This is a genomic window from Frigoribacterium sp. CFBP9030, from assembly GCF_034045195.1.
GTDB lineage: Bacteria > Actinomycetota > Actinomycetes > Actinomycetales > Microbacteriaceae > Frigoribacterium.
Map to the genome: position 1 here is coordinate 54238 of NZ_JAXCWG010000012.1, position 23035 is coordinate 77272.

The window sequence follows — 23035 nt, forward strand, 5'->3', positions numbered from 1 at the left end:
TGGCTTCGCTGTCGGTCATCACAGGTTTGTGCGAGCGGACCGGGGCGCTCAGGTGGCCGATGAGTCGGACCAGACCGCCTTTGCGCCCGAGTCGCCGATGCGGACCGTCGTGACGATCCCGCCGATGCTGGTGCCGACGACCAGCACCGTCAGCACGGCGCCCACGACCAGGCGCACGTCGCGCCGGAGGGCCGGCCGCGGGCGGTGCGCCTCCGGCGTGAGCACCCAGTGCTGCCACGCCCACTGCGCCACGGCGACCACGAACACGGCGATCGCCCACGGCAGCAGGGTGTCGCCCAGCTGCGTGTGGGCCTCGAGCAGTGCGCTGGGGCCGACCCGCTCCTCCAGTGACTCGCCGGAGGACGTCGCGAGGGGCACCGCGATCAGCGACACCAGGGCTATCAGCGGGGTGATGACGCCCAGCCGTCGACGGAGCGCGGGCCAGAACGCGCCGATCAGGATCAGCAGTGACGCCGTCGGGAACGCCACGGTGACGAGGTGGACGACGAGCGGGTGCATCGGGAGGCCGTTGATCTGCCAGTCCATGGGGTCTTCTTTCTCGAGGGCGTGGTGAGGGAGGAGGGCGGGGCGGTCAGACGCGCAGCGCGGGTCGCGCCGGTCGTCGCACCGTGAGCACGACGACGAGCGCGGCGATCGCGGCGAGGAAGACGACGCTCGTGACGGTCGACCCGAGGCCGAGCCCGCCGTCGGCTGCCGGCTGCGACAGGAAGTCTCCGACGGAGGCGCCGAGCGGCCGGGTGAGGACGTACGCGGCCCAGAAGGCGAGCACCGACCCGACGCCGGCGAACCGGTGCGCCAGGGCGACGACGGCGATCGCCGCGGCGAACAGCAGCGCCGAGGGCAGGTAGCCGAGCGCGAGCTGCTCGCCGAGGAGGTCGCCGACCGCGGTGCCGAGCGCGAAGGTCATCAGCACGGCGGCCCAGTAGAAGGACTCGCGACGCGGGGTCGTGACCTCGTGGATCGAGAGGGTGCCCTCGATGCGGTGCCAGACGACGAACACGATGACCAGCGCCACCGCGAAGACGGCCGTCGACACCCACAGGCTGACGCCGAGCGAGTCGGTCAGCGTGTCGGTCAGGAGGGTGCCGACGACGCTGATCAGCACGACCGCGAGCCAGTAGACGACGGGCACGTAGACCCGCGTCCTGAACTGCACGACCAGCGCCACGACGAGCAGGGCAGCCATCACCACACTCGTCACGGTCAGCCCGAGTCCGAGGCCGTCGGCGAGGAAGTCGGCGAAGGTCTCGCCGACGGTGGTGCAGAGCACCTTGATCACCCAGAAGGCGACGGTGATCTCGGGGACCTTGTTCAGCAGGGCCCGGCGGTCGGGGGCCGTGGCCCCGGTCGGAACAGCGCGTGTCGTCATGCGATGACGGTCGCGTGTCGCCTCCCAGAAACCGCTCAGAGCCCGAGACGAGGAGGCGCGGGTCGGCCCGCCAGGGCATCTGGGCGGTTTCTGGGACCTTCGGGCGGAGCCTTCGTGTATGACCGTCCTGCACCGTCCGCCCTCGTCGGCGCTCCCTCACGGCCGCACCGCGCCTCCTCCGTTCCCCGCCGTCCGCGCGGTCGTCCACGACCGGGCGTGGGCGGCGTGGGGCGCGACCGGCGTCGCCGGCGTCGTCGTCGCGGGGCTGCTCATCGACTCGGGCGCCGGCGGCGTGGACGAGGTTGACCTCGACCTCGTCCAGCACGCCAGCCGTGCCCACGTGCCGGTGCTCGACCAGGCGGCGCTGCTCGTCGACCGGCTGCTCGGCCCGCAGCTGGGCGCAGCCCTCGTGCTGTTGCTGGCCGTCGCGGTGTGGGTGGTCACCCGTCGGGCGACCGCCGCCCTGACGGCCCTCGGCGTCGCGGTCGGTCCGTGGGCCGCTGCCGAGCTGGTCAAGCTCGTCGTGCAACGCGACCGGCCCGACCCTGGGCTCCTCGTCGACCCTCTGATCGTCGAGCCGCACTCGTTCTCGTTCCCCAGCGGGCACACGGCCCTGGCGACCGGACTCGCGCTGGCACTCGTACTGCTCGTCTGGGGGAGGCGCTGGACGCCGGTCGTGGTCGGGGCCTCCGCCCTCGCCGTGGCCGTCGTCGGGCTTTCTCGCGTCTGGGCGGGCGTGCACTGGCCGAGCGACACGGTCGCCTCGGTCGTGCTCGGCTGCTCGGTGGTGGCGCTGGCCCTGCCGCCGTGGCTGCGCCTCCTCGACCGGATCGAGCAGCGCTCGGTGTCGGCCCACCCCCTCGGGCCGTCGGCGCCGAACCCCTCCGCGACCACCGACCCAGGACGGACCCGCTCATGAGCATCCTCGACCCCCAGACCCTCCTCGCAGGCATGGGCCCGTGGGCCCTCGGCGGCCTGTCGCTGATGATCTTCGTCGAGTCGGGCCTGCTGTTCCCGTTCCTGCCCGGCGACTCGCTGCTCGTCACCGCCGGCCTGCTGCACCAGAGCCTCGGCCTCAGCGTCGCGGTGATCGCGCTCTGCGCGTTCCTCGCAGCGGCGGCCGGCGACCAGGTCGGGTTCTTCCTCGGACACCGGTTCGGGCGCCGCTGGTTCCGCCCCGACGCCCGCGTGCTGAAGACCGCGCACCTCGAGCAGGCCGAGGCGTTCTTCGAGCGGCACGGCGGCAAGGCGCTCGTCCTCGGCCGGTTCGTGCCCGTCGTCCGCACCTTCGTTCCCCTGGCCGCCGGCACGAGCGGCTACCCGTATCGCAAGTTCATCGTCTGGAACCTCACCGGCGCTCTCCTCTGGGCCGTTGGCATGACCGTGCTCGGATCGCTGCTGGGTGGCCTACCGTTCGTGGCAGACCACATCGACCTGCTCGCCGTCGGGCTCGTCGTCGTGTCGGTGCTGCCGATCGTGGTCACCGCCCTGCGGCGCTCGCGCGCCGCTCGGGCCGGGAGGACGGCCGCAGCGACGACGACGAGGGACTAGGAGGCGGTGGGTGACCGGTCCTGACGCGCGCCCGCGCCTCCTGCTGGTCGAGGACGACCCCGGGCTCGGGCCCATCGTGGCCGACGTGCTCGGCGAGGCCTGGCAGGTCGACCTCGAGACCGACGGCCGACGCGGGCTCGACGCCGCCCGGGCAGGAGGCCACGCGGTGCTCGTCGTCGACCGCCGCCTCCCGGGGCTCGAGGGCACCGAGCTCGTCGCGACCCTCCGTCGCGAGCACGTGACGACCCCCGTGCTGATGCTGACCGCGCTCGGCACGACCGCCGACCGGGTCGCGGGGCTCGACGGCGGCGCGGACGACTACCTCGTCAAGCCGTTCGAGTTCGACGAGCTGTTCGCCCGGCTGCGCGCCCTGACGCGGTCGTTCGCCGTCGAGGAGCGCTGGCTCGACGTGGGGGAGGCACGCTTGTATCCCGAGAGCCGCATCGTCGTCACTCCCTGGTCCAGCCGCGTGGTGCTGAGCGAGCGGGAGAGCGCCCTGCTCGCCGAGCTCGCGCGACGCCCGGACCACACCTTCGACAGGGCCGACCTGCTCGCGCGGGTGTTCCCGCACGGGGAGCAGCTCGGCACCGTCGACACCTACGTCAGCTACCTGCGCCGCAAGATCGACCGCGACGTCGTGCTCACCGTGCGCGGGCGCGGGTACCGGATCGGAGCGCTGTGACCAGGCGACGAGGGCCGGCCCGTGGCCAGGCCGATCCCGAGACCGCGGCCCTGCAGGCCGCCGCCCGGTCGATCGGCCGACAGATCGTGCTCGTCTCGGGCCTCGTCGTCGTCGGCGCCCTCGCACTCACCGTCGCGTGGGTGCTGCACCAGACCGTCCCGCAGGAGCGCCTCGAGCAGGTCGCCGCCGCGGGCCAGGGCGAGGTCTTCGTCTCGGCCACGGACGTCGTGGCCGGCCTCGTCGTCCTCGGCGTAACCGGCGTCGTCTTCGCCGGCCTCGTCACGGTGGTCATCGCCCGCCGTGCCGTCCGGCCCCTCGGCGAGGCCCTCCGCCTGCAGCGCCAGTTCGTCGCCGACGCCAGCCACGAGCTGCGCACGCCCCTAACGGTGCTCGACGCCCGCCTCCAGGCGCTGCAGCGGAAGATCACCGGAGGTGCTGCCACCGCCGACGAGCACGTCACCTCCGATCTGGCGAGACTCCGCGACGACTCTCGAGCCCTGGTCGACATCGTCGGCGACCTGCTCGAGGCAGCGGGTGGCGACCCTGCCGGCCCGGCTGTCGTGCGCGACGCGGTGTTCCTCGACGACGTGGTCGCGGACGTCCTGCGGTCGATGTCCGTGCTCGCCGACCAGCGCGACGTGGCTTTGAGGCACGACCGCACGACCGCCTCGTGGGTCGGAGTGCCGCGCGCGAGCCTCCGGCGGGCGGTGCTGTCCCTGCTCGACAACGCGATCGGCCACGCGCCCCCTGGCTCGACCGTCACTCTGTCGACCCGGGAGGAGCGAGGCTCGGCCGTGCTCGCGATCAGCGACGAGGGGCGAGGGATCACGGGCATCGAGCCCACGCGTGTCTTCGACCGGTTCGCCCGGTCTGAGCCGGCAGACGGAGCCTCGTGGCGTGCCGGCGGCGGCACCCGACCGAGCTTCGGAATCGGTCTCGCCCTCGTCAGGGAGATCGCCGTTCGCCACGGAGGCAGCGTCCGGGTTGCGTCGACTTCTACCGCGGGTACGACGCTCGAGCTGGTCCTGCCAGCCTCCACCGATACGACCTGACGCAAACCATCGACCGTGTCCAGAATGAAGATTGCCGTCCGGAGACGGATAGTCCCTAGGTGCCGCTGTGGAAAACACACTCGGTCGAGCACCGCTCGGACCGGTCAGGACACTCGGCGAGGTCGTGTTCGGCACGACCAAGGCGTGACCGGAGCCGGTCGAGCCGGGCCTGCTTCTCCTCGATCTGACGCACCTGCTCGGCTAAGAGCGGCCGCAGCGCCTCCCGAACATCGGTGCAGGACGTCGATTCCATGGTGCTGAGGTGCGCGCCGATCTGATCGAGGGGCAGGCCGAGTTCCTTGCTGGCCTCGATCAGGTCGAGCCGGTTCAGCACGTCCGGGGTGTAGTCCCGGTACCCGTTCGAGGTCCTGGCAGGGGTCAATAGCCCGATGGACTCGTAGTAGCGAAGCGCCGTGGCGGGGACGCCGCTGCGCTGGCTGACCTCGGAGATTCGCACACCGCGACCCTAGAGCCGCCGACGCCGCTTGACCTTCAAGCGGCTTGAACCTCTACGGTCACTGACGTGCCCTTCTCCTCCACACCGGTCCTGCCGTGAACGCGGTCGTTTCCTGGCTCGAACACCGGCAGATCGGCCTCTACCTGGTCGCGATCCTGGTTGCCGGCATCGCCGGCCTCACCGTGCCGGGAGCACACCACCTAGAGGCAACGATCGAGCCTGTGCTCGCGCTGCTGCTGTTCGCGACGTTCCTCGCAGTCCCGTTCGCCGCGATCGGGAAGTCCCTCCGAGACGGACCATTCCTCGCCGCGGTCGGGGTGCTGAACTTCAGCGTCGTCCCCCTCGTTGCCTACGGGCTGTCCCGGTTCGTTGCGGCCGAGCCGGCACTGCTGTTCGGGGTGCTGCTGGTGCTGCTGACCCCGTGCATCGACTACGTGATCGTGTTCGCCGGCCTTGCTGGCGGCGCGTCAGAACGGCTCCTCGCTGCGGCACCGCTGCTGATGCTGGCGCAGATCCTGCTCCTGCCGCTGTACCTGCTGCTGTTCATCGGCCCAGAGGGCGTCGCGGTAGTCGAGGTCGGCCCCTTCGCCCGGGCCTTCCTCCTCCTGATCGTCGTCCCGCTCACCGCGGCCGCGCTCGTGCAGGCACTCGCCCGGCGACACCGATCAGGGGTCGTCATCGAGCGGACGATGCTGGGCCTGATGGTGCCGCTGATGATGGCGACCCTGTTCGCCGTCGTGGCTTCACAAGCCGGAGCTGTCGGGGACTCCCCGGGGCAGCTGCTCGTGCTGGTGCCGCTCTACGCCGCGTTCCTCGTCGTCATGGCAGCGCTAGGGATCGGCGTCGGCCGCATCTTCCGGCTCGACGTGCCAGCGACACGAGCCCTGGTGTTCAGCGGTGCGACCAGGAACTCGCTCGTGGTCTTGCCGCTCGCGCTGGCCCTGCCGGCGTCGCTGTCGCTCGCTCCGGTCGTCGTCGTCACGCAGACGCTCGTCGAGCTCATCGGCATGGTGATCTTCGTCCGGCTCGTCCCTCGTCTTGTACCGAGCCAGCGCGCCCGGATCGAACTCGAGGACGTCAAACCGGTGTCTCGATAGGGGATCGTTTACCGGGCGCTTCTGGCCAGAAATTCCGATCGGCGGGGCTGCTCAGCGCGGCGGGAAGGCTGTCCTGCGTCCGAGGGCGACGGTCAGCAAGGCGATTGCCGAGAGGGCGATCATCGCGATGGGAATTGCGGCAGGCCCGATGCCGTCGACGAGGATGGCGCCGGCCGCTCCTCCACCGAAGATGGCGAGGTTGAAGGCTGTGGTGAGCATGGCGTTGGCGACGTCTACGCTCTCGCCGGCGGCATTGCCCATCGCTGTCTGCAGTTGTGTTGCGGAGCCGCCGAAGGCGATACCCCACAAGGCGATCGCAGCGATCGTGGCGGGAGCAGAGGTGGGGACGGCGAGCAGTAGTGCTCCGGCGACGATGAACATCGCCGTGCTGATGAGAGCGAGGTGCCGCAGTGATCGATCGATGAGTGCGCCGGTGATCCAGATGCCGACGAGTGCCGCCAAGCCGAAGGCGAAAAGGGCGACATCGGGGCGGATGCCGGTGCTCGTGCCGGCGAGGTAAGGGGCGATGTAGGAGTAGAGCAGGTTGTGCGCGAGCATCCAGGTGAATACGACAGTGAGGATCACGGCGATGCCGGGGATCACGAGTACTCGGCCGAGGGGGAGTCTCGAGCTCGAACGCTGACCTGGCGCGTTCGGCACGTGCGAGAGCACGAGCAGGACGACGACCACCGTGATCGCAGAGACCGCGGCGAAGGACCATCGCCAGCCGACTGTCGCACCCAGCCAGGCCCCGAGCGGGGTGCCGATGGAGAGTGCGATAGGTGTGCCGGCCATAGCGATCGCGAGGGCTTGTCCGGCGCGCTCGGGGGCGGCGATACGGCGGGCGTAGCCGGCGAGCATGCCCCAGATCAGGCCGGAGAAGGCGCCTGCGATGAAGCGCACGACGAGGGCGATCGCTAACGTCGGCGCGATCGCGGTGAGCGTGTTGGCGACCAGGAAGCCCAGTAGCCCGATGACGAGCAACGGCTTGCGCGATGCCCCCCGGGTCAGCGCGATCGTGGGGATGGCTGCGACGACGGTGCCGAGTGCGTACACCGTGATCAGCTGGCCGGCGGTCCCGTCGCTGACATCGAACGCGTCGGCGAGCTGGGGTAGGAGGCCTGCTGGAAGCGTCTCGGTCATGATGATGATGAACCCGCTGAGTGCCATGAGGACGAGTGGCAGTACCGGGAGGGAGCGCTCGTCCTGGTGTCGCTGTCTGGCTGTCGTTTCGGTTCGGGGGTGGGACACCGATCACTCTTTTCTTTTTATGGAATGGTCGATCCAATACTGATGAGTCGAGGCAGGTGTGTCAAACTGGATCGAACGATCCGAAAGGGTGAAGATGTCACAGCAGGGACGACCGAGAGCCTTCGTCGAGCATGAGGTGCTCGACGCGGCGATGCTGGTGTTCTGGCGCCACGGGTACGAGGCGTCATCCATCGCGCAGTTACGTGCGGCGACCGGGCTCTCATCGGCGAGCCTCTACGGTGCCTTCGGCTCGAAGGAAGGCTTGTTCGAGCGCGCGGTCGAGCACTACACCGCTGGCCCCGGGCGAGTGAGCGAGCTCGTCGGTGACCTGACGAGAGATCCACTCGAGGCTCTCAGTTCGATGCTGCACGGAACGATCGACATGCAGTCGGACGCCGCCCACCCGGGCGGCTGCCTCGTCACGCTCTCCGCGACCCTCGGCGCGGACGGGGACGACGACATCGCTGCGAGGTCCGTCGTGGCCGCGCGGCGCGCCGAGGACCGAGCGCGCATCGAGGCATGTCTTCGTCGAGGGCTCACCGCAGGCGTGACCCGTGCCGACCTCCACCCCGCTGTGGAAGCGATGATGGTGCACTCATTCGTGCTCGGGCTATCGACGCAGCTGCTCGATGGTGTGGAACCTGCGATGTTGCACGCTGCCGCAGACCGCATCGTCGACGGAGTGCGCCGCGATGACCAGGCGTGACTAGGGAGCGGCTGCGGACGATCCCGCGCGTGGAGGTGTGCGATAGCCCATCGTTGGCCGGTACATCGGCACCGGTGCTGGGCAGACGCACTAGCGTCTGAGCATGTGCGCTGACTCGCTGTCGATCACCGTCGCATCGATGTCCTCCGTGGAGGGGCTGTGGTGCGCGCTTACGGACGAGCGCGACTCCTGGTGGCCTGAGCTGGTGCTGACTCCCGAGGTCGGCTCGGCCGTGCGCGAGACCTGGACCGAGGGCGGCCGCGAGCACGTCGCTGACGGTCGCGTGACGGAAGCAGTACCGCCGAGTCGGCTGGCCTTCGTGTGGCAGCAGCCGGAATGGCCGGCGCCACTCACGGTCCGCTTCGACATCCGTAGTGACGGCGAGCTGAGCACGGTCACGCTGACGGAACGAGGTTTTGGGCAGCTCCCGGATGGCGACGGACTTCGAGCCGCACACGAGGAGGGATGGAACTTCCATCTCGCAAACCTGCTCAGGGCGGCGTCCCGATAGACGATCGTCTGCCGGGCTCAGAGCGTTCGCTGCCCTCGACGTCCCTGCCGTGCTGGCGGCTATCATCAACAGCAACACTGCCGAGCAGATCTCACAGGCGTCTTCTGAGCGCGGCGTCGACGTGTCGCCAGTGGTCACGACCGAGCCGGTTGTCGACGTGCCTCGGGTCCCGACACGGGCTGTCGATCGCACCGCGATCGACAGCCCGCACATGCCCCCTGAGTGCAGAGAGCGCATGGCCGAGCGCTACGACTGCCTCCGGGCCCCCTCGAGGAGCGCGGCGCGACGATCGCGGCTGCGCAGCCCGAGTGGGCGAAGCAGCTGGGCGGGGTGCCGGCAGAACCCGCCCGTCGTGAGGAGTGGACCCAGCTCGCGGCCGAGATCGACGTCTTCCGCCAGCAGTACCACGTCGACCTGCAGGCGCAGCAGCGGGCCCGGGCCGCGAAGTTGCAGGAGCAGCTGCGCCGTTCCGGCGTCAAGGTCGCCCCGACCCGCGACGGCGACCGCACGGCGATCGACCGTCAGAACGAGCGGGTTCGAGACCAGGGTGGCCGCGAGCGTTAGGTCAACGCGGCCGACGGTTCTGGACTAACTGAGCCCGTTGATTGCCGACGAGATGAATCTGATGATGGACATCAGCGTGAGGCCGTAGCCCAAAATCAGGCCCACCCAGGCCAGCACGGCACCACGGGTCTTCGAGCGCTTGATGTCCTGCAGGGCCAGATGTCCGAGTCCGACACCAAAGGCTGTGACGAGCGTCGGCGCACCAAACGCCCAAAGCAAAACCAGCGCCAAAATGCCGACTGCTAGTGAGGCCAATGCTTGGCGGCTCACGCGCTCCGGGGTTTCCTGGGTCACATCACTTACCTCTCCTATTGGCAACACATGTTGTCGAAACTTGCAGTTTACTCATAGCTGATTCAGTCCTGACGCTGCTCCAGCACCGTCCCGGTAGCCGATCGTCATCCGGTCGCAGACTCTTTGAGATCGCGGATGGGCGTTACTATCGCGTCGAGGGGGAGCCGTGAGAGGGAGACGAACAGGTCTGCTCATGCTGGCGATGGGTCTGACCCTGACTGGCTGCGCGTCCGAGGCAGTCGATCCCTCGCTCGCCGAGCGCGTACGGCCCGAGGCGGCAGCCCTGGCGGACGATGCTCTGGCGTGGCCCGGTTCGGCATCCGCTCCTCGTGTCACTGTCGCCCGCGAGGACACCTGTACGGTCGCCGAGCCGTCGGACTGGTTCGTCGACGCGACTGGGACTCGGTGCGCACAGCAGGGCCGAGTCGTCTATGCGCTTCTCGGCGCTGCCACTCCTGAGCAGGCGCTCGAGCAAGCTGCTGCTGCCCTCGAAGACTCGAACATCTCGCCGGTGGACCCGTTCGCGGGCTCATCGGACCTTGACTCGCTTGCTGATCCCACCTTCAGCGTTCTGACCACGCATCCCGCCTCGAAAGCGTATGGAACGGACGAGACGACGATCGTCGTCGCGACCGTCGACGGTCTGTCGGAGCGTGGCTACCACCACCCGACGGATGTCGTCGTCTCGTCCACGGCTGGGTCGGAAGGGGATGAGCTGGCCACGGCGATCGGCGCCACGGGGGCTGCGTACGTGCTGGCGATCGAGTACAGCCGCGAGTACTTCGACAGCAGATCCGGAGGAGTGAACAGGGCGCCTCGCACCGATCAGTCTCCCTGCTTCGGTACGAGCGGCGACTGCCCCGGCGGGTGAGGCCCGGTAGCATCAGGTGAGCGACGGCCGTTCATCCCCTGCACCGGAACAAGCATGAGAACGCCCGACGTGGCCCGCCGCCGACAGAGATCAAGACGAGGTCGAGGAGAACGGTTCTTGCCGGCAGCCATCGGTCCAGGCTATGTCCGGGTTTCGGTCCGTCGCGGTTTGAGTCGGTCCGGTGCGTCCGTGGCGGGCGTCCACTCGCAGGTGAACGCACCGCGGTATCCGAAGAGGAATCCGAAGACGCGGTTCCGCACCTCCATGTCGACATGGAAAGCCTGGTCGTCGTCCGACCACCACTCGTGCAAAGTCGCCCGACCGCTGAGCAGCATCGGGAACGTGAACGCGACAGGCCCCTCATAGAAGCGCTGCGCATCGGATGTGAGAACGAGACCGCCTCTGTCGTCGACGGTGAGGTCGAGGTCGACCGCGAGGTGCTGGTGCGACCCTAGGTAGTCGAGCACCCGGCCCTCGACCAGCACCATCGTGGCGTCGAACCGCGCGGTCCGGCCCGGCTTGGTCGTGTAGGTGCGGACGAAGGTGACCGTCTCGCGTCCGTTGCGGTCGCGGTAGGGGTAGTTCTCGATGGTGAAAGGCACATCCCGGCCGACATCTGGCACCAGGATGTTCCGCAGCCGACCGATCTGCAAGAACGGTACCGTCCACCAGGGGCCGCGCCGGATGGAGGACATGACGCCGCGGCCGATGCACGCTTCGGCAGAATCGAGACCCACACCGAACCGCCGACGCATCATCGGGTGCAGTCGCTGGAAGTCCGCGCCAAGCGCCTTCTCGAACACCGACGTCATCGGTCGCCTCTCGGGTCAGGGAGCGCCATCAGAGTGGCAGGCGCATCCCTCAGGTGGTCGCTTCGACGGGACATTCCAGCAGGTGCCCGGAGCGTCCTGGAGGCGCGAGGCCGATCCTGACGCCAGATCTGCAGCACCGAGGCGAGTGGCCAGGCCTCCGGTTCTGCTCCTCCCTCGAGCCAGATCCGCAGACGATCGAAGCTCCATGCGGTCGCCCAGCCGAGGAGCGGCCGCACGATGAGGTCGATCAGGCCCCATCCGCCGTCATAGTCATAACCGGTGATGAACCGCGTGCGCCCATCGCCGGTCGGGATGTACCGCCAGTATCCACGTCCCGTGCGGATCGGCGAGAGCCAGTCGGTCGTGCTGAAGCGCAGTGCCGAGGTTCGGGACCCGTCGGGTCGTCGGCTCTCCCCGATGCTCACCCCGGTCCCGTGCACGTCGTGCAGGGGAGAACGGCGGACGTAAGTGAACCGCACTGGGTCGTCGTCGACCCTGCGATCCGGGACGATCTCCGAGAATCGAACGTCCCACCGCACGTGCTGTGTCGGGTCCTGTGTTGCCGCCCACACCTCTTCGACGTCGGCGGCGATCACGGTCTCGACGTAGATGCCCCGGTTCCCCACTCTCAGAGAGTAGTGACACGCGCCGCCAATGGCGATGGCGTGCACGTTCCGTGGCTCGTGGACGTCAGCCATCTTCCCGCTGCAACCCTGTCCGCATGACACTTCGTCGGATCAATCGCCCTGTGTGCAGGTGCCCGATAGGGGGTCGCTATCCGGCCGTGGCCGGTGCAGGCGCGTCGAGGGCGAGCTTGACGCCGACGGCGCCGAGGAGGGTTCCGGTGGCCCATCGCTGCCATCGCATCCAGCTCGGTCGGCGGCGGAGGAAGACCGCGATGGACCCGGCGGCGACGATGATGCCGGCGTTGACGGCGAGGCTGACCGCGATCTGGACGGCCCCGAGCTGGAAGCCCTGGCCGACGACGCTGCCGGCGTTCTGGTCGACGAACTGGGGGATGAGGGCGAGGTACATGATCGCCGCCTTGGGGTTCAGCAGATTCGTCACGAGTCCCATTCGGAACAGCTTCGCGGCGGAGTCGCGGGGCAGGTCGCGGGTGTCGAAGACGGAGGCGCCACCGGGGCGGAGGGTCTTGTAGGCCAGCCAGAGCAGGTAGGCGGCACCGGCGATCTTCAGGGCCGTGTAAAGCCACGGGACGACGACGAACACTGCGGCGAGGCCGACGTTGGCCATGGTCATGTAGACGACGAACCCGACCGCGGTGCCGGCGAGCGAGACCAGACCCGCGCGCCGCCCCTGGCTGATGCTGCGCGAGACGAGGTACATCATGTTCGGGCCCGGAGTGAGCACCATGCCCAGGGCGACGAGGGCCATGGCGGAGGCAGCGGTCAGCGAGATCATGCCGGTGTCTTTCTCGAGGGTGCGGAGGCGGCGTCATCGGCACCCGTCGTGCTCCTAGCTTGGTGCACGCTCGACAACATCTCATAATGTGCCGCAAGGAGGTGGGCCGCGGGTATGGACATTTCTCCCTGAACCGGACACGTACAGGGTGAACCCACCTTGGAGGAGCTATGACCCACACCCCCGATCACCTCGACGTGCTCCTCGCCGACAGTGCACCAGCGGAGACGAGCGTCTCCCCAGCACTGCGCCACGACCTAGCACTCATGGCCATCGAGGCCCGATCTGCCTCGCGGCTTCGGCGTCGGCCGCTCCGAGTCGTCGCGACCGCGGGCATCGCAGCTCTGCTCGTCAGCGGAGCGGGCACGGCTGTCGCAGCCTCGGTGTTCGACTGGGCGCCGTGGGCCCAGGACCCTGATCTCGCCTATCCCTTCGTCCTGCCAAGTGGTCGCGCCTGCGAGGCGCGGGTCGCGGTCTACGATATCGAGAGCGTCGACAGCGACGGTGCCGTCACACGGTTCGACCCGGCGAACGACAGCGATTTCGCCCGCCACCTCCGAGACTCCGACCTCATCGACCAGGCCGATGTCGATGCATCCATCACGGAAGTGCGCCAGCGCGACACGAGCATCTCCTACGTCGCCGTTCTCCCGGGCGGGTACCTCGAGGACGTCCACGCCACAGCGTCCGGCCCCACCGAGGACGACGTCTACGCCGCGGCCGTGTCGAACGCCGTCCGCGACGTGCTCAACGCCGAGGCAGCCATGTTCGAGGGCGGCCACGACTACACCGCAGACGAGTCGATCCTCTGCGAGACGGTCACCCCGTGATCGGCGACCGCAAGCGCGCCCTGCGGTCGGCTCTGGAGGCCAGCTCGGTCGACCTGCTGTCCTACCTGCGCCGGCGCACGGATTCTGACGACGCGCCGGACCTGCTGGGCGAGACATTCGTCGTCGCCTGGCGCCGCCTCGATGACCTGCCCGAGGAGCCCATGGGGGCTCGGATGTGGCTCTTCGGCATCGCCCGCGGCGTTCTGCTCAACCACGCGCGAGGCGTGCACCGGCGGTGGGCGCTCGCTGATCGCCTCCGCGGGCACGCCGCCCTCACGTCGACCACAGCACCACCAGCAGATGAGCACCTCGAAGTCAGGGACGCGATCTCACGTCTCGAACCGGACATGGCGGAGCTGATCCGTCTCGTGCACTGGGATGGTTTCAGGATCACCGACGCAGCCCAGGTCATGGGCATCCCGGCATCGACCGCACGGAGCCGATATCAGCGCGCCAAGGAACTGCTACGCCTCGCCCTCGACCCCGCGGTCGCTCCATGAGGTCGAGCCCTCGAGCCCTCGATGAGCTCGGCAACGGCCAGTCGGCACGTCGTGAGGGGACCGGTACCGTGAGCGCATGACGGCGAGTTCCCTGCGATGAGGCTGCCCCGATGGAGCCAGCGGTCTCGCCCGACCACTCCGACCGGTCCAGCCACGATCTCCTACCCGGAGCTGCCCACGCCTGCCGCGGCCGCCGCGTTCGCCCAGTGCGAGAGCCGCCTCATCTATGAGGCCTGGTTCGCAGAGGCGAGGGCCCGAGACCTGAACGGACTCGGCGCAGCCTCGCCGAGCTTCGTCGTCCCGTGGCTCGTCTCGCCCACGCGGGCCTCGAGCGGAGTCGCGGAGGACACGAAGGGGAGGGGGCCTTCGCGTGGCGACATGCAGGAGGTCATCGACTGGCTCGTCCTCGCTGGTGCGCTGCGTCCGTTGCCAGAGTCCCAGCGTGCCGAACTCGTCCGAGCGGGCGAAGCTCAGCGTGTGGCACGCGATCCCGAGGGCCGCTTCCGTTCCCTCGAGCCCGAACACGCGGCAGCGTTCGAGGCCTTCCACCGAGAGGAGGACCGTGATTCGTGGGAGGTCATCCCGGACGTGATGGCGAGGTCTACCCGGAGCTGCGGACCACGAAGACCAAGACCGCCTGGGGGGATCTGCCAGGCCCCGAGCGCCCCTGAGGCGCCGGTGACCCGAGCGTGCGCCGCGTGAGCGTCACTCCCCGTCGCCCTGCATCTCCGACGCGTCGCCGTCGGCGCACTCGGACACGGCGGAGATGCTGTAGCTGCGACTCGCTACCGCGGCAGCGTCGGCTCGGCGTCGTCGATGACGGTGCCGTCACGCATCGTCAAGCTGTACGTCAGAGAGGGGGCTGGCCCGCCGTTGCCCTCAGTCTCGTCGCCGAACGCGCGACCTGGCCACCAGGCGACGAAGCGCCCGTCGTCGACGGTGGCCTGCACGGTCTGGCCGTCGGCATCGACGATCGTCACCGCGGCGACGTCGGACCCGACGTCGCCGACGTTGAACGACACCGTCGGCCGGGCCCAGAGGCCGAACAGCCCGCCGCCGCCGAATTGACTGATGGATCCGTCGGTGAACTGACCACCGATCGGTACGGCGCCCTGTCCGCCGCTGCTTCCCCACGTCAGCGACTCGGCGTGATCGCTTCCGGTCGGAAGGTGCATCAGGCAGCTCGTCGTCGCGGGGACTTCAGCGTTCATCTCGCCATCGATGACGACGCCGACCCATTCTCCGCGACGCTCCGCGAGCAGAGGCCGGGCCGACTTCAAGCCGCCGTCCGATTGGAGGCAGGCGGTGACCGCGATCGTGCGCTCGGCCTCGGTGAGGGTGCTCGGCACGGGGGTCCACGACGCGTAGGCGGGGTCGGGCCGGGTGACTGTCGGCACGATCACGAGAGCGCCGATCGCGATGACGGCCACGGCCGAAAGGGCCAGCCATCGGGTCTTCGGAGTCGGTCGGAGCGGGGAGACGCGCGGGGGAGCAGCGGGCGTGCCCGAGGGGTTCGCAGCGAGGATCTGCTCGAGTCGTGCCTCGGCCCGCCGGCGGGATGCCTCGTCGGGGGTCCGCCGCGGCGCGGCGTCCAGGGTTCGCAGGGTGCGGAAGAGGGTGTCGTCGTGCATGGTCAGGACTCCGTCGCAGTCGTGGTTCGGAAGATCGCCGAGGAGGCGGGGGTGTCGATCAGACGTCGGAGGGCGCCGCGGGCACGGTGCAGTCTGATCCGGTAGGCGGCCGCCGAGATGCCCAGCACCCGGCCGGCCTCCGCCGAGGAAAGGTCGTCCCAGATCGCGAGGGACAGCGCCTCCTGCTGGTCGGGGAGGAGTCGCGGCCATGCCGCCTGCAGATCGAGTCGGAGCGAGACTTCACGGTCGACTGCTCCGGTGTCGGTGTCGTCACGCTCGGCCGCCAGGCGGATCGGCAGCGCGTCGCGCCGGGCGGCCCAGCGTCGATCGCTCAGGAGGCAGTTGCGTGCGGTGGTGAACAGCCACGCACGAGCGGCTCCGTGCTCGACGGGGATGTCGTCGAGTCGACGCCACGCCACCAGGAAGGCCTCGTGGGCGACGTCGTCGGCGACTTCCGGTCCGGCCCGTCGGTGGACGAAACGCACGACGTCAGCGTGGGTCGTCTCGTAGAGGTCGCGGAACCGACTCGCACGGAGCGTGTCGTCTGAAGGGGGTCTCATACCTATGACATGTCTGACAGGAGGCGGGTGTTACCGGCAGCTTGGCAGGAACGAGTGTCAGAGGGAGGCCTTCGTCGATGTGCGCTTCGAAGGCTCGATGAGGCGCCGGGCCTTGCTGACTCGAGCTAGTCGGTCCAGGCCGCAGCAAGACCACGATCGACGACACGCCTCCAACCGTCGGGCGCTGCAGGATCGCGGCTCGCCGTCCCGGCCATCCAGAGCACGGCCATGAGGTCGTCGGGGGTGAAGTCTTCCGACAGCGCGCCCGCGGTGTGGGCGTTCTCGACCAGTTCCTTCCCGAGTGCCGTCGATCGCTCGCAGGCGGTGATGAGTGCGGTGGCGTCCGGGTATCGCCGGAGCATGGCGTCGTTCATGACGGGGTCGCTGAGCTGCAGGTCGATCATCTCCGAGATGAACGTCTCCAGCTGTCCGCGCGGGGACTGCTGGCTCAGAGTCCTCTCGGTCAGGACCATCAGCTTCTCGCCCGCGACGGCAGGCACGACTGCATCGATCAGTGCCTCCCTCGAGCCCACCCGGTTGTAGAGCGTCCCGATGCTCACACCGGCCTCACGGGCGATGTCCTCCAGCGGCGCGGACAGCCCGCGGCTCGAGAACACCGCGAGGGCAGCCGTGTGCAGCTTCTCGAGGTTCGCCTGCGCGTCACGGCGAAGGCCCGGGGTCTTTTTCACGGCAACTCCACTGGATATTGAGGGTGGTCTCAACATAAGCTGGCGCTTGATTGAGGACGACCTCAACATAAGCTGGCGCTTGATTGAGGACGACCTCAACTTATCTCACCAGCACGACGCCCCGACGACCGACGGGCCACGGAAGGAAGCACCATGCCTCTCATCACCATCATCGGAGCGGGCCCCGGCCTGGGCCTCGAGATCGCTCGCGCCTTCGGGCGGAAGGGCTTCGACGTCGCCCTCGTCGCCCGCGACCAGGCCAAGCTCGACACCCTCGCGAAGACCCTCGAGGGTGAAGGCGTCCGTGCCCAGGGGTTCACCGCCGACGTCAGCCGCCCCGAGACGATCACGAGCGCCCTCACCGAGATCAAGGGCACCCTCGGCCCGATCGACGTCCTCGAGTTCTCGCCCGCCGACCCAAGCCTGGCACCCGTCGACGTCCTCGACGTCACGATGGAGAACCTGCAGCCGCAGATCGACTTCTACCTCGGCGGAGCCCTCGCCTCCGTCGGATGGGTGCTGCCCGACATGATCGAGGCCGGGAACGGAACGGTCCTGGTCACCACCGGGGGCGGGTCGATCAGTCCGATGCCCTTCCTCGGTAACGTCAACATCGCCGCCGCGGGTCTTCGGAACTGGACTCTGAACCTCCACGACTCACTCGCCGAGAAGGGCGTCTACGTCGCCCACGTCGGGATCACCGCCCTCATCGGAGCCGGCCACCCCGACGCCGAGCCCGACATCATCGCCCGGGCCTACGTGAAGCTGTACGACGAGCGTCAGGCTGCCGAGCTGCACCACGTCGCGTACGACGGTTGACGCGTCCGACAGCCCCGGGTGCTGCGCGCGTGCCGAATCCGACCGCCTGCGGCGGTGCGCGATCAGCCGGCGAGGCCCCGGTACCGGGCGGGGATCGGCGGGACGCGCAACCAGGAGGCGCGGCGCACGCCGTCGGGCGACGTCCAGTCGACGAAGACCGTACCGAGCGAGACCAGGGCGGCGAGCGACTCGGGCGACGCGATGCCCACCGACGATCCCCGGCGCAGGCGCGCGGTGCCCACGGTCGAGTCGTCGGGCAGGCGGACCTCCACGAGCCGGGGGTCGTCTCCGCCGATCGACCGCAGCACGAGGCAGCTGCCGGCGGCCACCGAGCGGTCGTCCGAGGCCTGCGGCGCGTCGAGGTAGGTGAGGTAGAAGCGGGGGGACCTCCGGAGGCGCGGGGCGCGTTCCGAACGGATCCTCCCGAGGGTCCGCGGGGCCCGGTGGACGACGTCGGACGGCTGATCCGTGCCGGATGCGGCGGTGTCCATCGTGATCGTCCCCTGGTCGTCTCGGTCGCCGGCGATCCCTCGCGTGGCGTCCCATTCCAGACAACCCGCTCCCGGTCGATCGGACCATGCCCGCCCCCTCCCCAGTGAGGGGGGTCGCGCCTCCCCAGTCCGGGGGGTCCGCCGCGTGTCGTCCCCGGGTCGCTTCGCTCGCGGGGCACGCATGTGAGCGCTCACTCCGAGGGGGCGTCGAGGTCTAGAGTGAACGGGCAACCGAGCCGAAGGAGTCCCGATGCACAACTGGGCCGCCAACGTCGAGTACTCGACGACAGACCTGCGCCGTCCCACCACCGTCGACGAGGTGAGCGACGTCGTCACCTCCTCCCGCAGGGTGAAGGCCCTCGGCTCGCGGCATTCGTTCAACCGGGTCGCCGACACCGACGGCACGCTCGTGTCGCTCGACCGGCTCGACGTGCCGATCGAGCTCGACGCTGAGGCGGGCACCGTCCGCGTCGGGGCCGGCACGACCCACGCCGTCCTGGCCGCCGAGCTGCAGCGGCACGGTCGCGCGCTGCCGAACCTCGCCTCGCTGCCACACATCTCGGTCGCCGGTGCCGTGCAGACCGGCACGCACGGCTCGGGGGTCGGCAACCCGGCCCTGTCCGCCTCCGTCGCCGCCGTCGAGATCGTCCGGGCCGACGGCTCGCTCGAGGTCGTCCGACGTGGCGACGACGCCTTCGAGGCCTCCGTCGTCGGTCTCGGCGCTCTCGGTATCGTCACGGCCCTCGTGCTCGACACGGTGCCGACCTTCGACGTCGTGCAGACCGTCCACTCCGCGCTGCCCTGGCGGACGGCGCTCGACCGCTTCGACGAGGTGGTCGGCAACGCCTACAGCGTCAGCCTCTTCACGCGCTACACGGGCGACTCCGTCGACCAGGTGTGGTCGAAGTCCCGCGTCGGCGACCCGGTCGGCCTCGATCTCGCCGACCTCGGCGCCGTGCCCGCCGAGGTCGCCGTGCACATGCTGCCCGACACCGCGGCCGACGCCGTCACGCCCCAGCTCGGGGTGCCCGGCCCCTGGCTCGACCGCCTGCCGCACTTCCGCGCCGACTTCACCCCGAGCGCGGGGGAGGAGATCCAGAGCGAGTACCTCGTGCCCGCCGAGCACGCCGTGGCCGCGGTCGAGGCCCTGCGCGCCATCGGTCACCGCTTCGCCGACGTCCTGTTCGTCAGCGAGATCCGCACCATCGCGGCGGACGACGCCTGGCTGAGCCCGAGCGGCGGTCGAGCCAGCGTCGCGTTCCACTTCACCTGGCGGCGACTCGCCGACGAGGTCCTCGCGGTGCTGCCCTTCGTCGAGGAGGCGCTGGCCCCGTTCGACGCGCGCCCGCACTGGGGCAAGGTGGCTACGCTCGACCGCGCGACGCTGCGTGAGCGCTACCCGCGACTCGACGACTTCGCCGCGCACGCCCGTGCCGTCGACCCCGACGGCCGGTTCCGCAACGAGCACCTGTCTCGCACCGTCTTCGAAGAGGCCCCCCTTGACTGACCCGACCCGCACCTCCTCGTCCGCCTCGCTCGCGGGGTCGGCCTCGACCCTGCCCGTCAGCGGTTCGGCGAGCACCATCGAGCACGGGCCCTACCGGGCGGAGATCGCCGGGGTCGGGGCGACGCTGCGCGCTCTGACGCACGAGGCGCGCGACCTCGTGGTGCCCTTCGGCGTCGACGAGGTCAGGCCGCTCTACCGCGGCGCGCTGCTCGCACCGTGGCCCAACCGCGTGGTCGACGGCACGTACGACGACGAGGGCGTCGAGCGGCAGCTGCCGATCACCGAGGCCGAGCGCGGTCACGCCCTGCACGGGCTGGTCCAATGGGCCGAGTGGGCGGTCGAGCACCACACCCCCGACCGCGTCGTCCTGGCCACGCAGCTCGCGCCGAGCGACGGCTACCCGTACCGCCTCGACCTCCGGGTCGAGTACCTGCTCGACGACGACGGGCTGCGCACCACGGTGCTCGCGCTCAACGCCGGGACGGGTCGCGCCCCCTACGGCGTCGCCCCGCACCCCTACCTCGTGGCCGGCGAGGGGCGCGTCGACGACTGGACCCTCACCCTCGCCGCCGACAGCTACCTCGAGGTGACCGACGACCGCCTGGTGCCGCTCGGCGTCCACGGGGTCTCCGAGCGCGACGGGTTCGACTTCCGTGAGGGGCGTCAGATCGGCGACCTCTTCGTCGACCACGCCTTCACCGACGTCGCGGCCGCGCCCGGCGGACTGCAGGAGGCGCGGGTCACCGCCGCAGACGGCCGCGGCGTCCGCATGAGCTGGGGCCCCGAGCTGCCGTGGGTGCAGGTGCACACGGGCGACCGGCCCGAACCCGAGAACCACCGCCGCGGGCTCGCCGTCGAGCCGATGACCTGCCCGCCCGACGCGTTCACGAGCGGCATCGACCTCGTCCGTCTCGGCCCGGGCGAGTCGCACGAGGCGGGCTGGCGCATCGCGGCCGTCGTCTGACCCGTCGGGTCATCCGCACGGGATCGTCAGGAACCCTCGCCGGTCGTCTGGTTACCATCGAGTGTGAGCAGACGACCCGGACGATACGACGAGACGGCGCCCCACGAGGGCGGCGACGCCGCCGCGACGGACGGGCGCACGCCCCCCAGGCACGCGAGGGCCCGTCGCCGACGAGTGGTGGTGCTGCCCGCCGTCGCGGGCGTGATGGCGGCGCTGCTGCTCCTCACCGGCGGGTACGCCGCCTACAGCTACAACCGCTTCGTGGGCGGGGTCACGACCGTCGACGCCATCCCCTCTCCGGGCGGCGGCGGGAGCGACGACAGCGACGACGTCGACGGCGTGGCCCAGAACATCCTCCTGGTCGGCGACGACCACCGGCCCGACAACGCCACCCCCGAAGAGCTCGCCCTGCTCAGCACGGACTCCGACGGCGGGGCGACCAACACCGACACGATGATCGTGCTGCACATCCCGGCCGACGGCGCGAGCGCCACCATGATCTCGATGCCCCGCGACTCGTACGTCGACATCCCCGGCTACGGCAAGAACAAGCTGAACGCCGCGTTCTCGCTCGGCAAGCAGAGCGGCGGCAGCGATGCGGCCGGCGCCCAGCTGCTCATCCAGACCGTGCAGAACCTCACCGGGCTCACCATGGACCACTACGTGCGGGTGTCGCTGATCGGCTTCTACCGCGTGGTCGACGCCCTCGGGCCGGTCGATGTGTGCCTCAACCAGGCGGCGGTCGACAGCTTCTCGGGGGTGAACCTGCCCGCCGGCGTCTCCACGCTCGACGCCAAGCAGGCGCTCTCGTTCGTGCGGCAGCGGCACGGGCTGCCCGGCGGCGACCTCGACCGGCAGGTGCGCCAGCAGTACTTCCTCAGCGTCGAGGCCCGCAAGATCCTCTCGGCCGGCACCCTCCTGAACCCCGCCAAGCTCGGTTCCGTGCTCGACGCCGTCAGCTCGTCGATGGAGACCGACGCGGGGCTGAACTTCCTGCAGCTCGCCAACCAGGTCAGAGACCTCCGTCCCGAGAACGTCCGCTCGGCCACCATCCCGATCCTCGGGACGCCCACGGTCTACGTCGGCGGCAGCGCGCTGTCGGTCGTCGAGGTCGACGAGGGCGCCATGCCCGCCTTCATCCAGGGTCTCGTCGGTCCGCCCCAGGCGTACACCGACGCGACGGCGGCGGCTCCCGCCGACGTGTCGGTCAGCGTGGCCAACGCCAGCGGCGTGACCGGCGCCGCCACCGTGGCCACCGACGCGCTCGCCGCGGCGGGCTTCGTCACGGCGGCACCGGCCTCGGCCGAGTCGACGGCGGCCACGGTCGTCAACTACCCCGCCGGCCAGGAGGCCCAGGCGAAGGCCGTCGCGGCGTACCTGCCGGGTGCCGTCGCCGTGGCCTCCAGTCAGGTGACGAGCGTCACGGTCGTGCTGGGCGCCGACGGCGTCACCGTGCAGGCCCCCGCAGTCGCTCCCGCTCCCGAGACTCCCGCTGAGACCGCGGCCCCCGACGCCCCCGAGACCCCCGAGACCACCGCCCCCGAGCCCGCCCCCAGCCCGTCCCCCGTGGGCACCAGCTACGCGGCCGGCGCCTGCATCAACTGACTCCGGGCGCCGCTCCGGCTAGGCGGGCATCTGCGCGACGGCGTCGATCTGCCACGTCGTCGCCGAGACCGAGCCGGCCGACAGTCGGTTCAACGCGCCCTCGAGCGCACGTCGCGTGCGGCGTGCCGAGAGCTCGTCTCGCACCACCATGTCGAACCGCAGCATCTCGGTCGACTCGGTGAGCAGCACGGTGCCCGCGTCGGCGAGCTGCACGAGGTACTGACCCTCGCCGACCCTGGCCGCGACATGCTCGGACAGCAGCCGCCGCGACAGCCAGAACAGGCCCGCGGGGTCGTGCGCGGTGTGGACGGTGACCGTCGCGGTGATCATGGGCACACTGTGCCGTGCCTTCCGCTCAGCGACGTGAACGGCATGTGGCGAGCGTGTTAACCGCGCCGGGGGACAGCCGACTTGACACGCGCCTGCGCAGCGCGCATCATTGGCGAGCGCTCGGATGTGAGCGCTCACATTGGAAGCAGTCCCTGACGAAGAGGTCACCTGTGTACACCTGCATCACCACCCGACACGAGAGTCGCCGACCGCTTTCGGCGACCGTCTCATCCCCGTCTCCCTCCCGCGGCACGTCCTCGCGCCTCCTCGGCTGACGTCGGCCGCCTCCCGCGCGGCCATCGCATCCTCCCCGCCCCGCATCCCGGGGCGGCAGCGACCCGAGGCGCCCGTCGCCTCGTCTCGCCACCCGCACCCTCCTGCCCGTGTGACCGGTCACTCAGACCCGTCCGCAGAGTCACCCACCCCCTCCCACCGTCATCGACGACGTC

At 69.9% G+C, this 23035-nt stretch carries 28 protein-coding genes; 15 read left to right on the forward strand and 13 right to left on the reverse strand.

Features of this window, described 5'->3' with window-relative positions:
• Positions 1 to 48: 48 nt before the first annotated feature.
• Together SOM13_RS12545 and SOM13_RS12550 are read right to left on the reverse strand one after the other, a co-directional pair.
• A complete protein-coding gene (locus tag SOM13_RS12545) occupies positions 49 to 546 on the reverse strand; it encodes a DUF2231 domain-containing protein (protein WP_320479912.1) in 498 nt (165 codons plus the stop codon).
• Between the two features lie 46 nt (positions 547 to 592).
• Positions 593 to 1390 carry a hypothetical protein gene (locus SOM13_RS12550; protein ID WP_320479913.1) on the reverse strand — a complete coding sequence of 266 codons (798 nt, stop codon included), beginning with the start codon at positions 1388 to 1390 and terminating at the stop codon, positions 593 to 595.
• 118 nt (positions 1391 to 1508) lie between these two features.
• Here SOM13_RS12550 and SOM13_RS12555 point away from each other — a divergent pair, with 118 nt between their 5' ends.
• From SOM13_RS12555 to SOM13_RS12570, 4 genes are read left to right on the forward strand one after another with little or no spacing between them, the layout of a single operon-like run.
• Entirely contained in the window at positions 1509 to 2309 is an 801-nt protein-coding gene (locus tag SOM13_RS12555) for a phosphatase PAP2 family protein (protein ID WP_243214690.1), read from the forward strand.
• The gene (locus SOM13_RS12560) at positions 2306 to 2941 is read left to right on the forward strand and encodes a DedA family protein (protein ID WP_320479914.1); all 636 of its coding nucleotides are present in this window, start codon (positions 2306 to 2308) and stop codon (positions 2939 to 2941) included. The genes SOM13_RS12555 and SOM13_RS12560 overlap by 4 nt, the downstream gene beginning before the upstream one ends.
• 10 nt (positions 2942 to 2951) lie before the next feature.
• The gene (locus tag SOM13_RS12565) at positions 2952 to 3623 is read left to right on the forward strand and encodes a response regulator transcription factor (RefSeq protein ID WP_320479915.1); all 672 of its coding nucleotides are present in this window, start codon (positions 2952 to 2954) and stop codon (positions 3621 to 3623) included.
• Positions 3620 to 4675: a HAMP domain-containing sensor histidine kinase gene (locus tag SOM13_RS12570; protein ID WP_320479916.1), complete on the forward strand. Its 1056-nt coding sequence runs from the start codon at positions 3620 to 3622 to the stop codon at positions 4673 to 4675. Before SOM13_RS12565 ends, SOM13_RS12570 begins: the two co-directional genes overlap by 4 nt.
• 55 nt (positions 4676 to 4730) lie before the next feature.
• On the opposite strand, the gene SOM13_RS12575 is transcribed toward SOM13_RS12570, so the two are convergent.
• Positions 4731 to 5132, reverse strand: a complete 402-nt coding sequence (locus SOM13_RS12575) for a MerR family transcriptional regulator (protein WP_320479917.1) — start codon at positions 5130 to 5132, stop codon at positions 4731 to 4733.
• A gap of 95 nt (positions 5133 to 5227) precedes the next feature.
• Between SOM13_RS12575 and SOM13_RS12580 the strand changes: the two genes are divergently transcribed.
• On the forward strand, positions 5228 to 6229 hold the full coding sequence (locus SOM13_RS12580) for an arsenic resistance protein (RefSeq protein ID WP_320479918.1): 1002 nt from the start codon (positions 5228 to 5230) through the stop codon (positions 6227 to 6229).
• 51 nt (positions 6230 to 6280) lie between these two features.
• Here the strand turns inward: SOM13_RS12580 and SOM13_RS12585 are convergent, their stop codons facing one another.
• Positions 6281 to 7399 carry an MFS transporter gene (locus tag SOM13_RS12585; protein ID WP_320479919.1) on the reverse strand — a complete coding sequence of 373 codons (1119 nt, stop codon included), beginning with the start codon at positions 7397 to 7399 and terminating at the stop codon, positions 6281 to 6283.
• A gap of 175 nt (positions 7400 to 7574) precedes the next feature.
• Here SOM13_RS12585 and SOM13_RS12590 point away from each other — a divergent pair, with 175 nt between their 5' ends.
• The 3 genes from SOM13_RS12590 to SOM13_RS12600 all read left to right on the forward strand — a co-directional run bounded on the left by SOM13_RS12590 (position 7575) and on the right by SOM13_RS12600 (position 9261).
• Positions 7575 to 8186 (forward strand): TetR/AcrR family transcriptional regulator, encoded by a 612-nt coding sequence (locus SOM13_RS12590; protein ID WP_320479920.1) that lies wholly within the window; start codon positions 7575 to 7577, stop codon positions 8184 to 8186.
• Positions 8187 to 8289: 103 nt separating this feature from the next.
• A complete protein-coding gene (locus tag SOM13_RS12595; protein ID WP_320479921.1) occupies positions 8290 to 8697 on the forward strand; it encodes an SRPBCC domain-containing protein in 408 nt (135 codons plus the stop codon).
• A 222-nt stretch (positions 8698 to 8919) separates the two neighbouring features.
• A complete protein-coding gene (locus SOM13_RS12600) occupies positions 8920 to 9261 on the forward strand; it encodes a hypothetical protein (RefSeq protein ID WP_320479922.1) in 342 nt (113 codons plus the stop codon).
• A gap of 24 nt (positions 9262 to 9285) precedes the next feature.
• On the opposite strand, the gene SOM13_RS12605 is transcribed toward SOM13_RS12600, so the two are convergent.
• A complete protein-coding gene (locus SOM13_RS12605; protein WP_320479923.1) occupies positions 9286 to 9555 on the reverse strand; it encodes a DUF4190 domain-containing protein in 270 nt (89 codons plus the stop codon).
• A gap of 202 nt (positions 9556 to 9757) precedes the next feature.
• Here SOM13_RS12605 and SOM13_RS12610 point away from each other — a divergent pair, with 202 nt between their 5' ends.
• Positions 9758 to 10426, forward strand: coding sequence for a hypothetical protein (locus SOM13_RS12610; protein ID WP_320477759.1), 669 nt, complete (start codon positions 9758 to 9760; stop codon positions 10424 to 10426).
• 140 nt (positions 10427 to 10566) lie between these two features.
• On the opposite strand, the gene SOM13_RS12615 is transcribed toward SOM13_RS12610, so the two are convergent.
• From SOM13_RS12615 to SOM13_RS12625, 3 genes are all read right to left on the reverse strand, one after another.
• Complete coding sequence (locus SOM13_RS12615) at positions 10567 to 11238, reverse strand: DUF4166 domain-containing protein (protein ID WP_192059018.1); 672 nt, start codon at positions 11236 to 11238, stop codon at positions 10567 to 10569.
• Positions 11235 to 11936, reverse strand: coding sequence for an SRPBCC family protein (locus SOM13_RS12620; protein WP_320479924.1), 702 nt, complete (start codon positions 11934 to 11936; stop codon positions 11235 to 11237). The genes SOM13_RS12615 and SOM13_RS12620 overlap by 4 nt, the downstream gene beginning before the upstream one ends.
• 76 nt (positions 11937 to 12012) lie before the next feature.
• The gene (locus SOM13_RS12625) at positions 12013 to 12660 is read right to left on the reverse strand and encodes a LysE family translocator (RefSeq protein ID WP_243213954.1); all 648 of its coding nucleotides are present in this window, start codon (positions 12658 to 12660) and stop codon (positions 12013 to 12015) included.
• 170 nt (positions 12661 to 12830) lie between these two features.
• Here SOM13_RS12625 and SOM13_RS12630 point away from each other — a divergent pair, with 170 nt between their 5' ends.
• Together SOM13_RS12630 and SOM13_RS12635 are read left to right on the forward strand one after the other, a co-directional pair.
• Complete coding sequence (locus SOM13_RS12630; protein ID WP_320477761.1) at positions 12831 to 13490, forward strand: hypothetical protein; 660 nt, start codon at positions 12831 to 12833, stop codon at positions 13488 to 13490.
• A complete protein-coding gene (locus tag SOM13_RS12635; RefSeq protein ID WP_192059012.1) occupies positions 13487 to 13990 on the forward strand; it encodes an RNA polymerase sigma factor in 504 nt (167 codons plus the stop codon). Before SOM13_RS12630 ends, SOM13_RS12635 begins: the two co-directional genes overlap by 4 nt.
• A gap of 785 nt (positions 13991 to 14775) precedes the next feature.
• On the opposite strand, the gene SOM13_RS12640 is transcribed toward SOM13_RS12635, so the two are convergent.
• The 3 genes from SOM13_RS12640 to SOM13_RS12650 all read right to left on the reverse strand — a co-directional run bounded on the left by SOM13_RS12640 (position 14776) and on the right by SOM13_RS12650 (position 16906).
• Positions 14776 to 15621: a hypothetical protein gene (locus tag SOM13_RS12640; RefSeq protein ID WP_320479925.1), complete on the reverse strand. Its 846-nt coding sequence runs from the start codon at positions 15619 to 15621 to the stop codon at positions 14776 to 14778.
• A gap of 2 nt (positions 15622 to 15623) precedes the next feature.
• Positions 15624 to 16181: an RNA polymerase sigma factor gene (locus SOM13_RS12645; RefSeq protein WP_320479926.1), complete on the reverse strand. Its 558-nt coding sequence runs from the start codon at positions 16179 to 16181 to the stop codon at positions 15624 to 15626.
• 125 nt (positions 16182 to 16306) lie between these two features.
• Positions 16307 to 16906, reverse strand: coding sequence for a TetR/AcrR family transcriptional regulator (locus SOM13_RS12650; RefSeq protein ID WP_192059004.1), 600 nt, complete (start codon positions 16904 to 16906; stop codon positions 16307 to 16309).
• Between the two features lie 117 nt (positions 16907 to 17023).
• Here SOM13_RS12650 and SOM13_RS12655 point away from each other — a divergent pair, with 117 nt between their 5' ends.
• Positions 17024 to 17689, forward strand: a complete 666-nt coding sequence (locus tag SOM13_RS12655) for an SDR family NAD(P)-dependent oxidoreductase (protein WP_320479927.1) — start codon at positions 17024 to 17026, stop codon at positions 17687 to 17689.
• Positions 17690 to 17751: 62 nt separating this feature from the next.
• Here the strand turns inward: SOM13_RS12655 and SOM13_RS12660 are convergent, their stop codons facing one another.
• On the reverse strand, positions 17752 to 18180 hold the full coding sequence (locus SOM13_RS12660) for a hypothetical protein (protein ID WP_192059000.1): 429 nt from the start codon (positions 18178 to 18180) through the stop codon (positions 17752 to 17754).
• Between the two features lie 250 nt (positions 18181 to 18430).
• On the opposite strand from SOM13_RS12660, the gene SOM13_RS12665 reads away from it, so the two are divergent.
• The 3 genes from SOM13_RS12665 to SOM13_RS12675 all read left to right on the forward strand — a co-directional run bounded on the left by SOM13_RS12665 (position 18431) and on the right by SOM13_RS12675 (position 22256).
• Positions 18431 to 19687: an FAD-binding protein gene (locus SOM13_RS12665; RefSeq protein ID WP_320479928.1), complete on the forward strand. Its 1257-nt coding sequence runs from the start codon at positions 18431 to 18433 to the stop codon at positions 19685 to 19687.
• Positions 19680 to 20651: an aldose 1-epimerase family protein gene (locus tag SOM13_RS12670; RefSeq protein ID WP_320479929.1), complete on the forward strand. Its 972-nt coding sequence runs from the start codon at positions 19680 to 19682 to the stop codon at positions 20649 to 20651. Before SOM13_RS12665 ends, SOM13_RS12670 begins: the two co-directional genes overlap by 8 nt.
• 63 nt (positions 20652 to 20714) lie before the next feature.
• The gene (locus SOM13_RS12675; protein WP_320479930.1) at positions 20715 to 22256 is read left to right on the forward strand and encodes an LCP family protein; all 1542 of its coding nucleotides are present in this window, start codon (positions 20715 to 20717) and stop codon (positions 22254 to 22256) included.
• A gap of 18 nt (positions 22257 to 22274) precedes the next feature.
• Here the strand turns inward: SOM13_RS12675 and SOM13_RS12680 are convergent, their stop codons facing one another.
• Positions 22275 to 22586 (reverse strand): hypothetical protein, encoded by a 312-nt coding sequence (locus SOM13_RS12680; protein WP_192058996.1) that lies wholly within the window; start codon positions 22584 to 22586, stop codon positions 22275 to 22277.
• Positions 22587 to 23035: the final 449 nt, after the last annotated feature.

What these genes read in the sequence shown, in the direction of transcription:
- SOM13_RS12655 (WP_320479927.1), top strand. Translation starts at nt 17,024, where the DNA reads ATGCCTCTCATCACCATCATCGGAGCGGGCCCCGGCCTGGGCCTCGAG.
- SOM13_RS12620 (WP_320479924.1), bottom strand. Translation starts at nt 11,936, where the DNA reads ATGGCTGACGTCCACGAGCCACGGAACGTGCACGCCATCGCCATTGGC.
- SOM13_RS12590 (WP_320479920.1), top strand. Translation starts at nt 7,575, where the DNA reads ATGTCACAGCAGGGACGACCGAGAGCCTTCGTCGAGCATGAGGTGCTC.
- SOM13_RS12555 (WP_243214690.1), top strand. Translation starts at nt 1,509, where the DNA reads ATGACCGTCCTGCACCGTCCGCCCTCGTCGGCGCTCCCTCACGGCCGC.
- SOM13_RS12645 (WP_320479926.1), bottom strand. Translation starts at nt 16,181, where the DNA reads ATGAGACCCCCTTCAGACGACACGCTCCGTGCGAGTCGGTTCCGCGAC.
- SOM13_RS12585 (WP_320479919.1), bottom strand. Translation starts at nt 7,399, where the DNA reads ATGGCACTCAGCGGGTTCATCATCATCATGACCGAGACGCTTCCAGCA.
- SOM13_RS12660 (WP_192059000.1), bottom strand. Translation starts at nt 18,180, where the DNA reads ATGGACACCGCCGCATCCGGCACGGATCAGCCGTCCGACGTCGTCCAC.
- SOM13_RS12545 (WP_320479912.1), bottom strand. Translation starts at nt 546, where the DNA reads ATGGACTGGCAGATCAACGGCCTCCCGATGCACCCGCTCGTCGTCCAC.
- SOM13_RS12680 (WP_192058996.1), bottom strand. Translation starts at nt 22,586, where the DNA reads ATGATCACCGCGACGGTCACCGTCCACACCGCGCACGACCCCGCGGGC.
- SOM13_RS12595 (WP_320479921.1), top strand. Translation starts at nt 8,290, where the DNA reads ATGTGCGCTGACTCGCTGTCGATCACCGTCGCATCGATGTCCTCCGTG.
- SOM13_RS12640 (WP_320479925.1), bottom strand. Translation starts at nt 15,621, where the DNA reads ATGCACGACGACACCCTCTTCCGCACCCTGCGAACCCTGGACGCCGCG.
- SOM13_RS12560 (WP_320479914.1), top strand. Translation starts at nt 2,306, where the DNA reads ATGAGCATCCTCGACCCCCAGACCCTCCTCGCAGGCATGGGCCCGTGG.
- SOM13_RS12630 (WP_320477761.1), top strand. Translation starts at nt 12,831, where the DNA reads ATGACCCACACCCCCGATCACCTCGACGTGCTCCTCGCCGACAGTGCA.
- SOM13_RS12665 (WP_320479928.1), top strand. Translation starts at nt 18,431, where the DNA reads ATGCACAACTGGGCCGCCAACGTCGAGTACTCGACGACAGACCTGCGC.
- SOM13_RS12625 (WP_243213954.1), bottom strand. Translation starts at nt 12,660, where the DNA reads ATGATCTCGCTGACCGCTGCCTCCGCCATGGCCCTCGTCGCCCTGGGC.
- SOM13_RS12615 (WP_192059018.1), bottom strand. Translation starts at nt 11,238, where the DNA reads ATGACGTCGGTGTTCGAGAAGGCGCTTGGCGCGGACTTCCAGCGACTG.
- SOM13_RS12650 (WP_192059004.1), bottom strand. Translation starts at nt 16,906, where the DNA reads ATGTTGAGACCACCCTCAATATCCAGTGGAGTTGCCGTGAAAAAGACC.
- SOM13_RS12550 (WP_320479913.1), bottom strand. Translation starts at nt 1,390, where the DNA reads ATGACGACACGCGCTGTTCCGACCGGGGCCACGGCCCCCGACCGCCGG.
- SOM13_RS12610 (WP_320477759.1), top strand. Translation starts at nt 9,758, where the DNA reads ATGGGTCTGACCCTGACTGGCTGCGCGTCCGAGGCAGTCGATCCCTCG.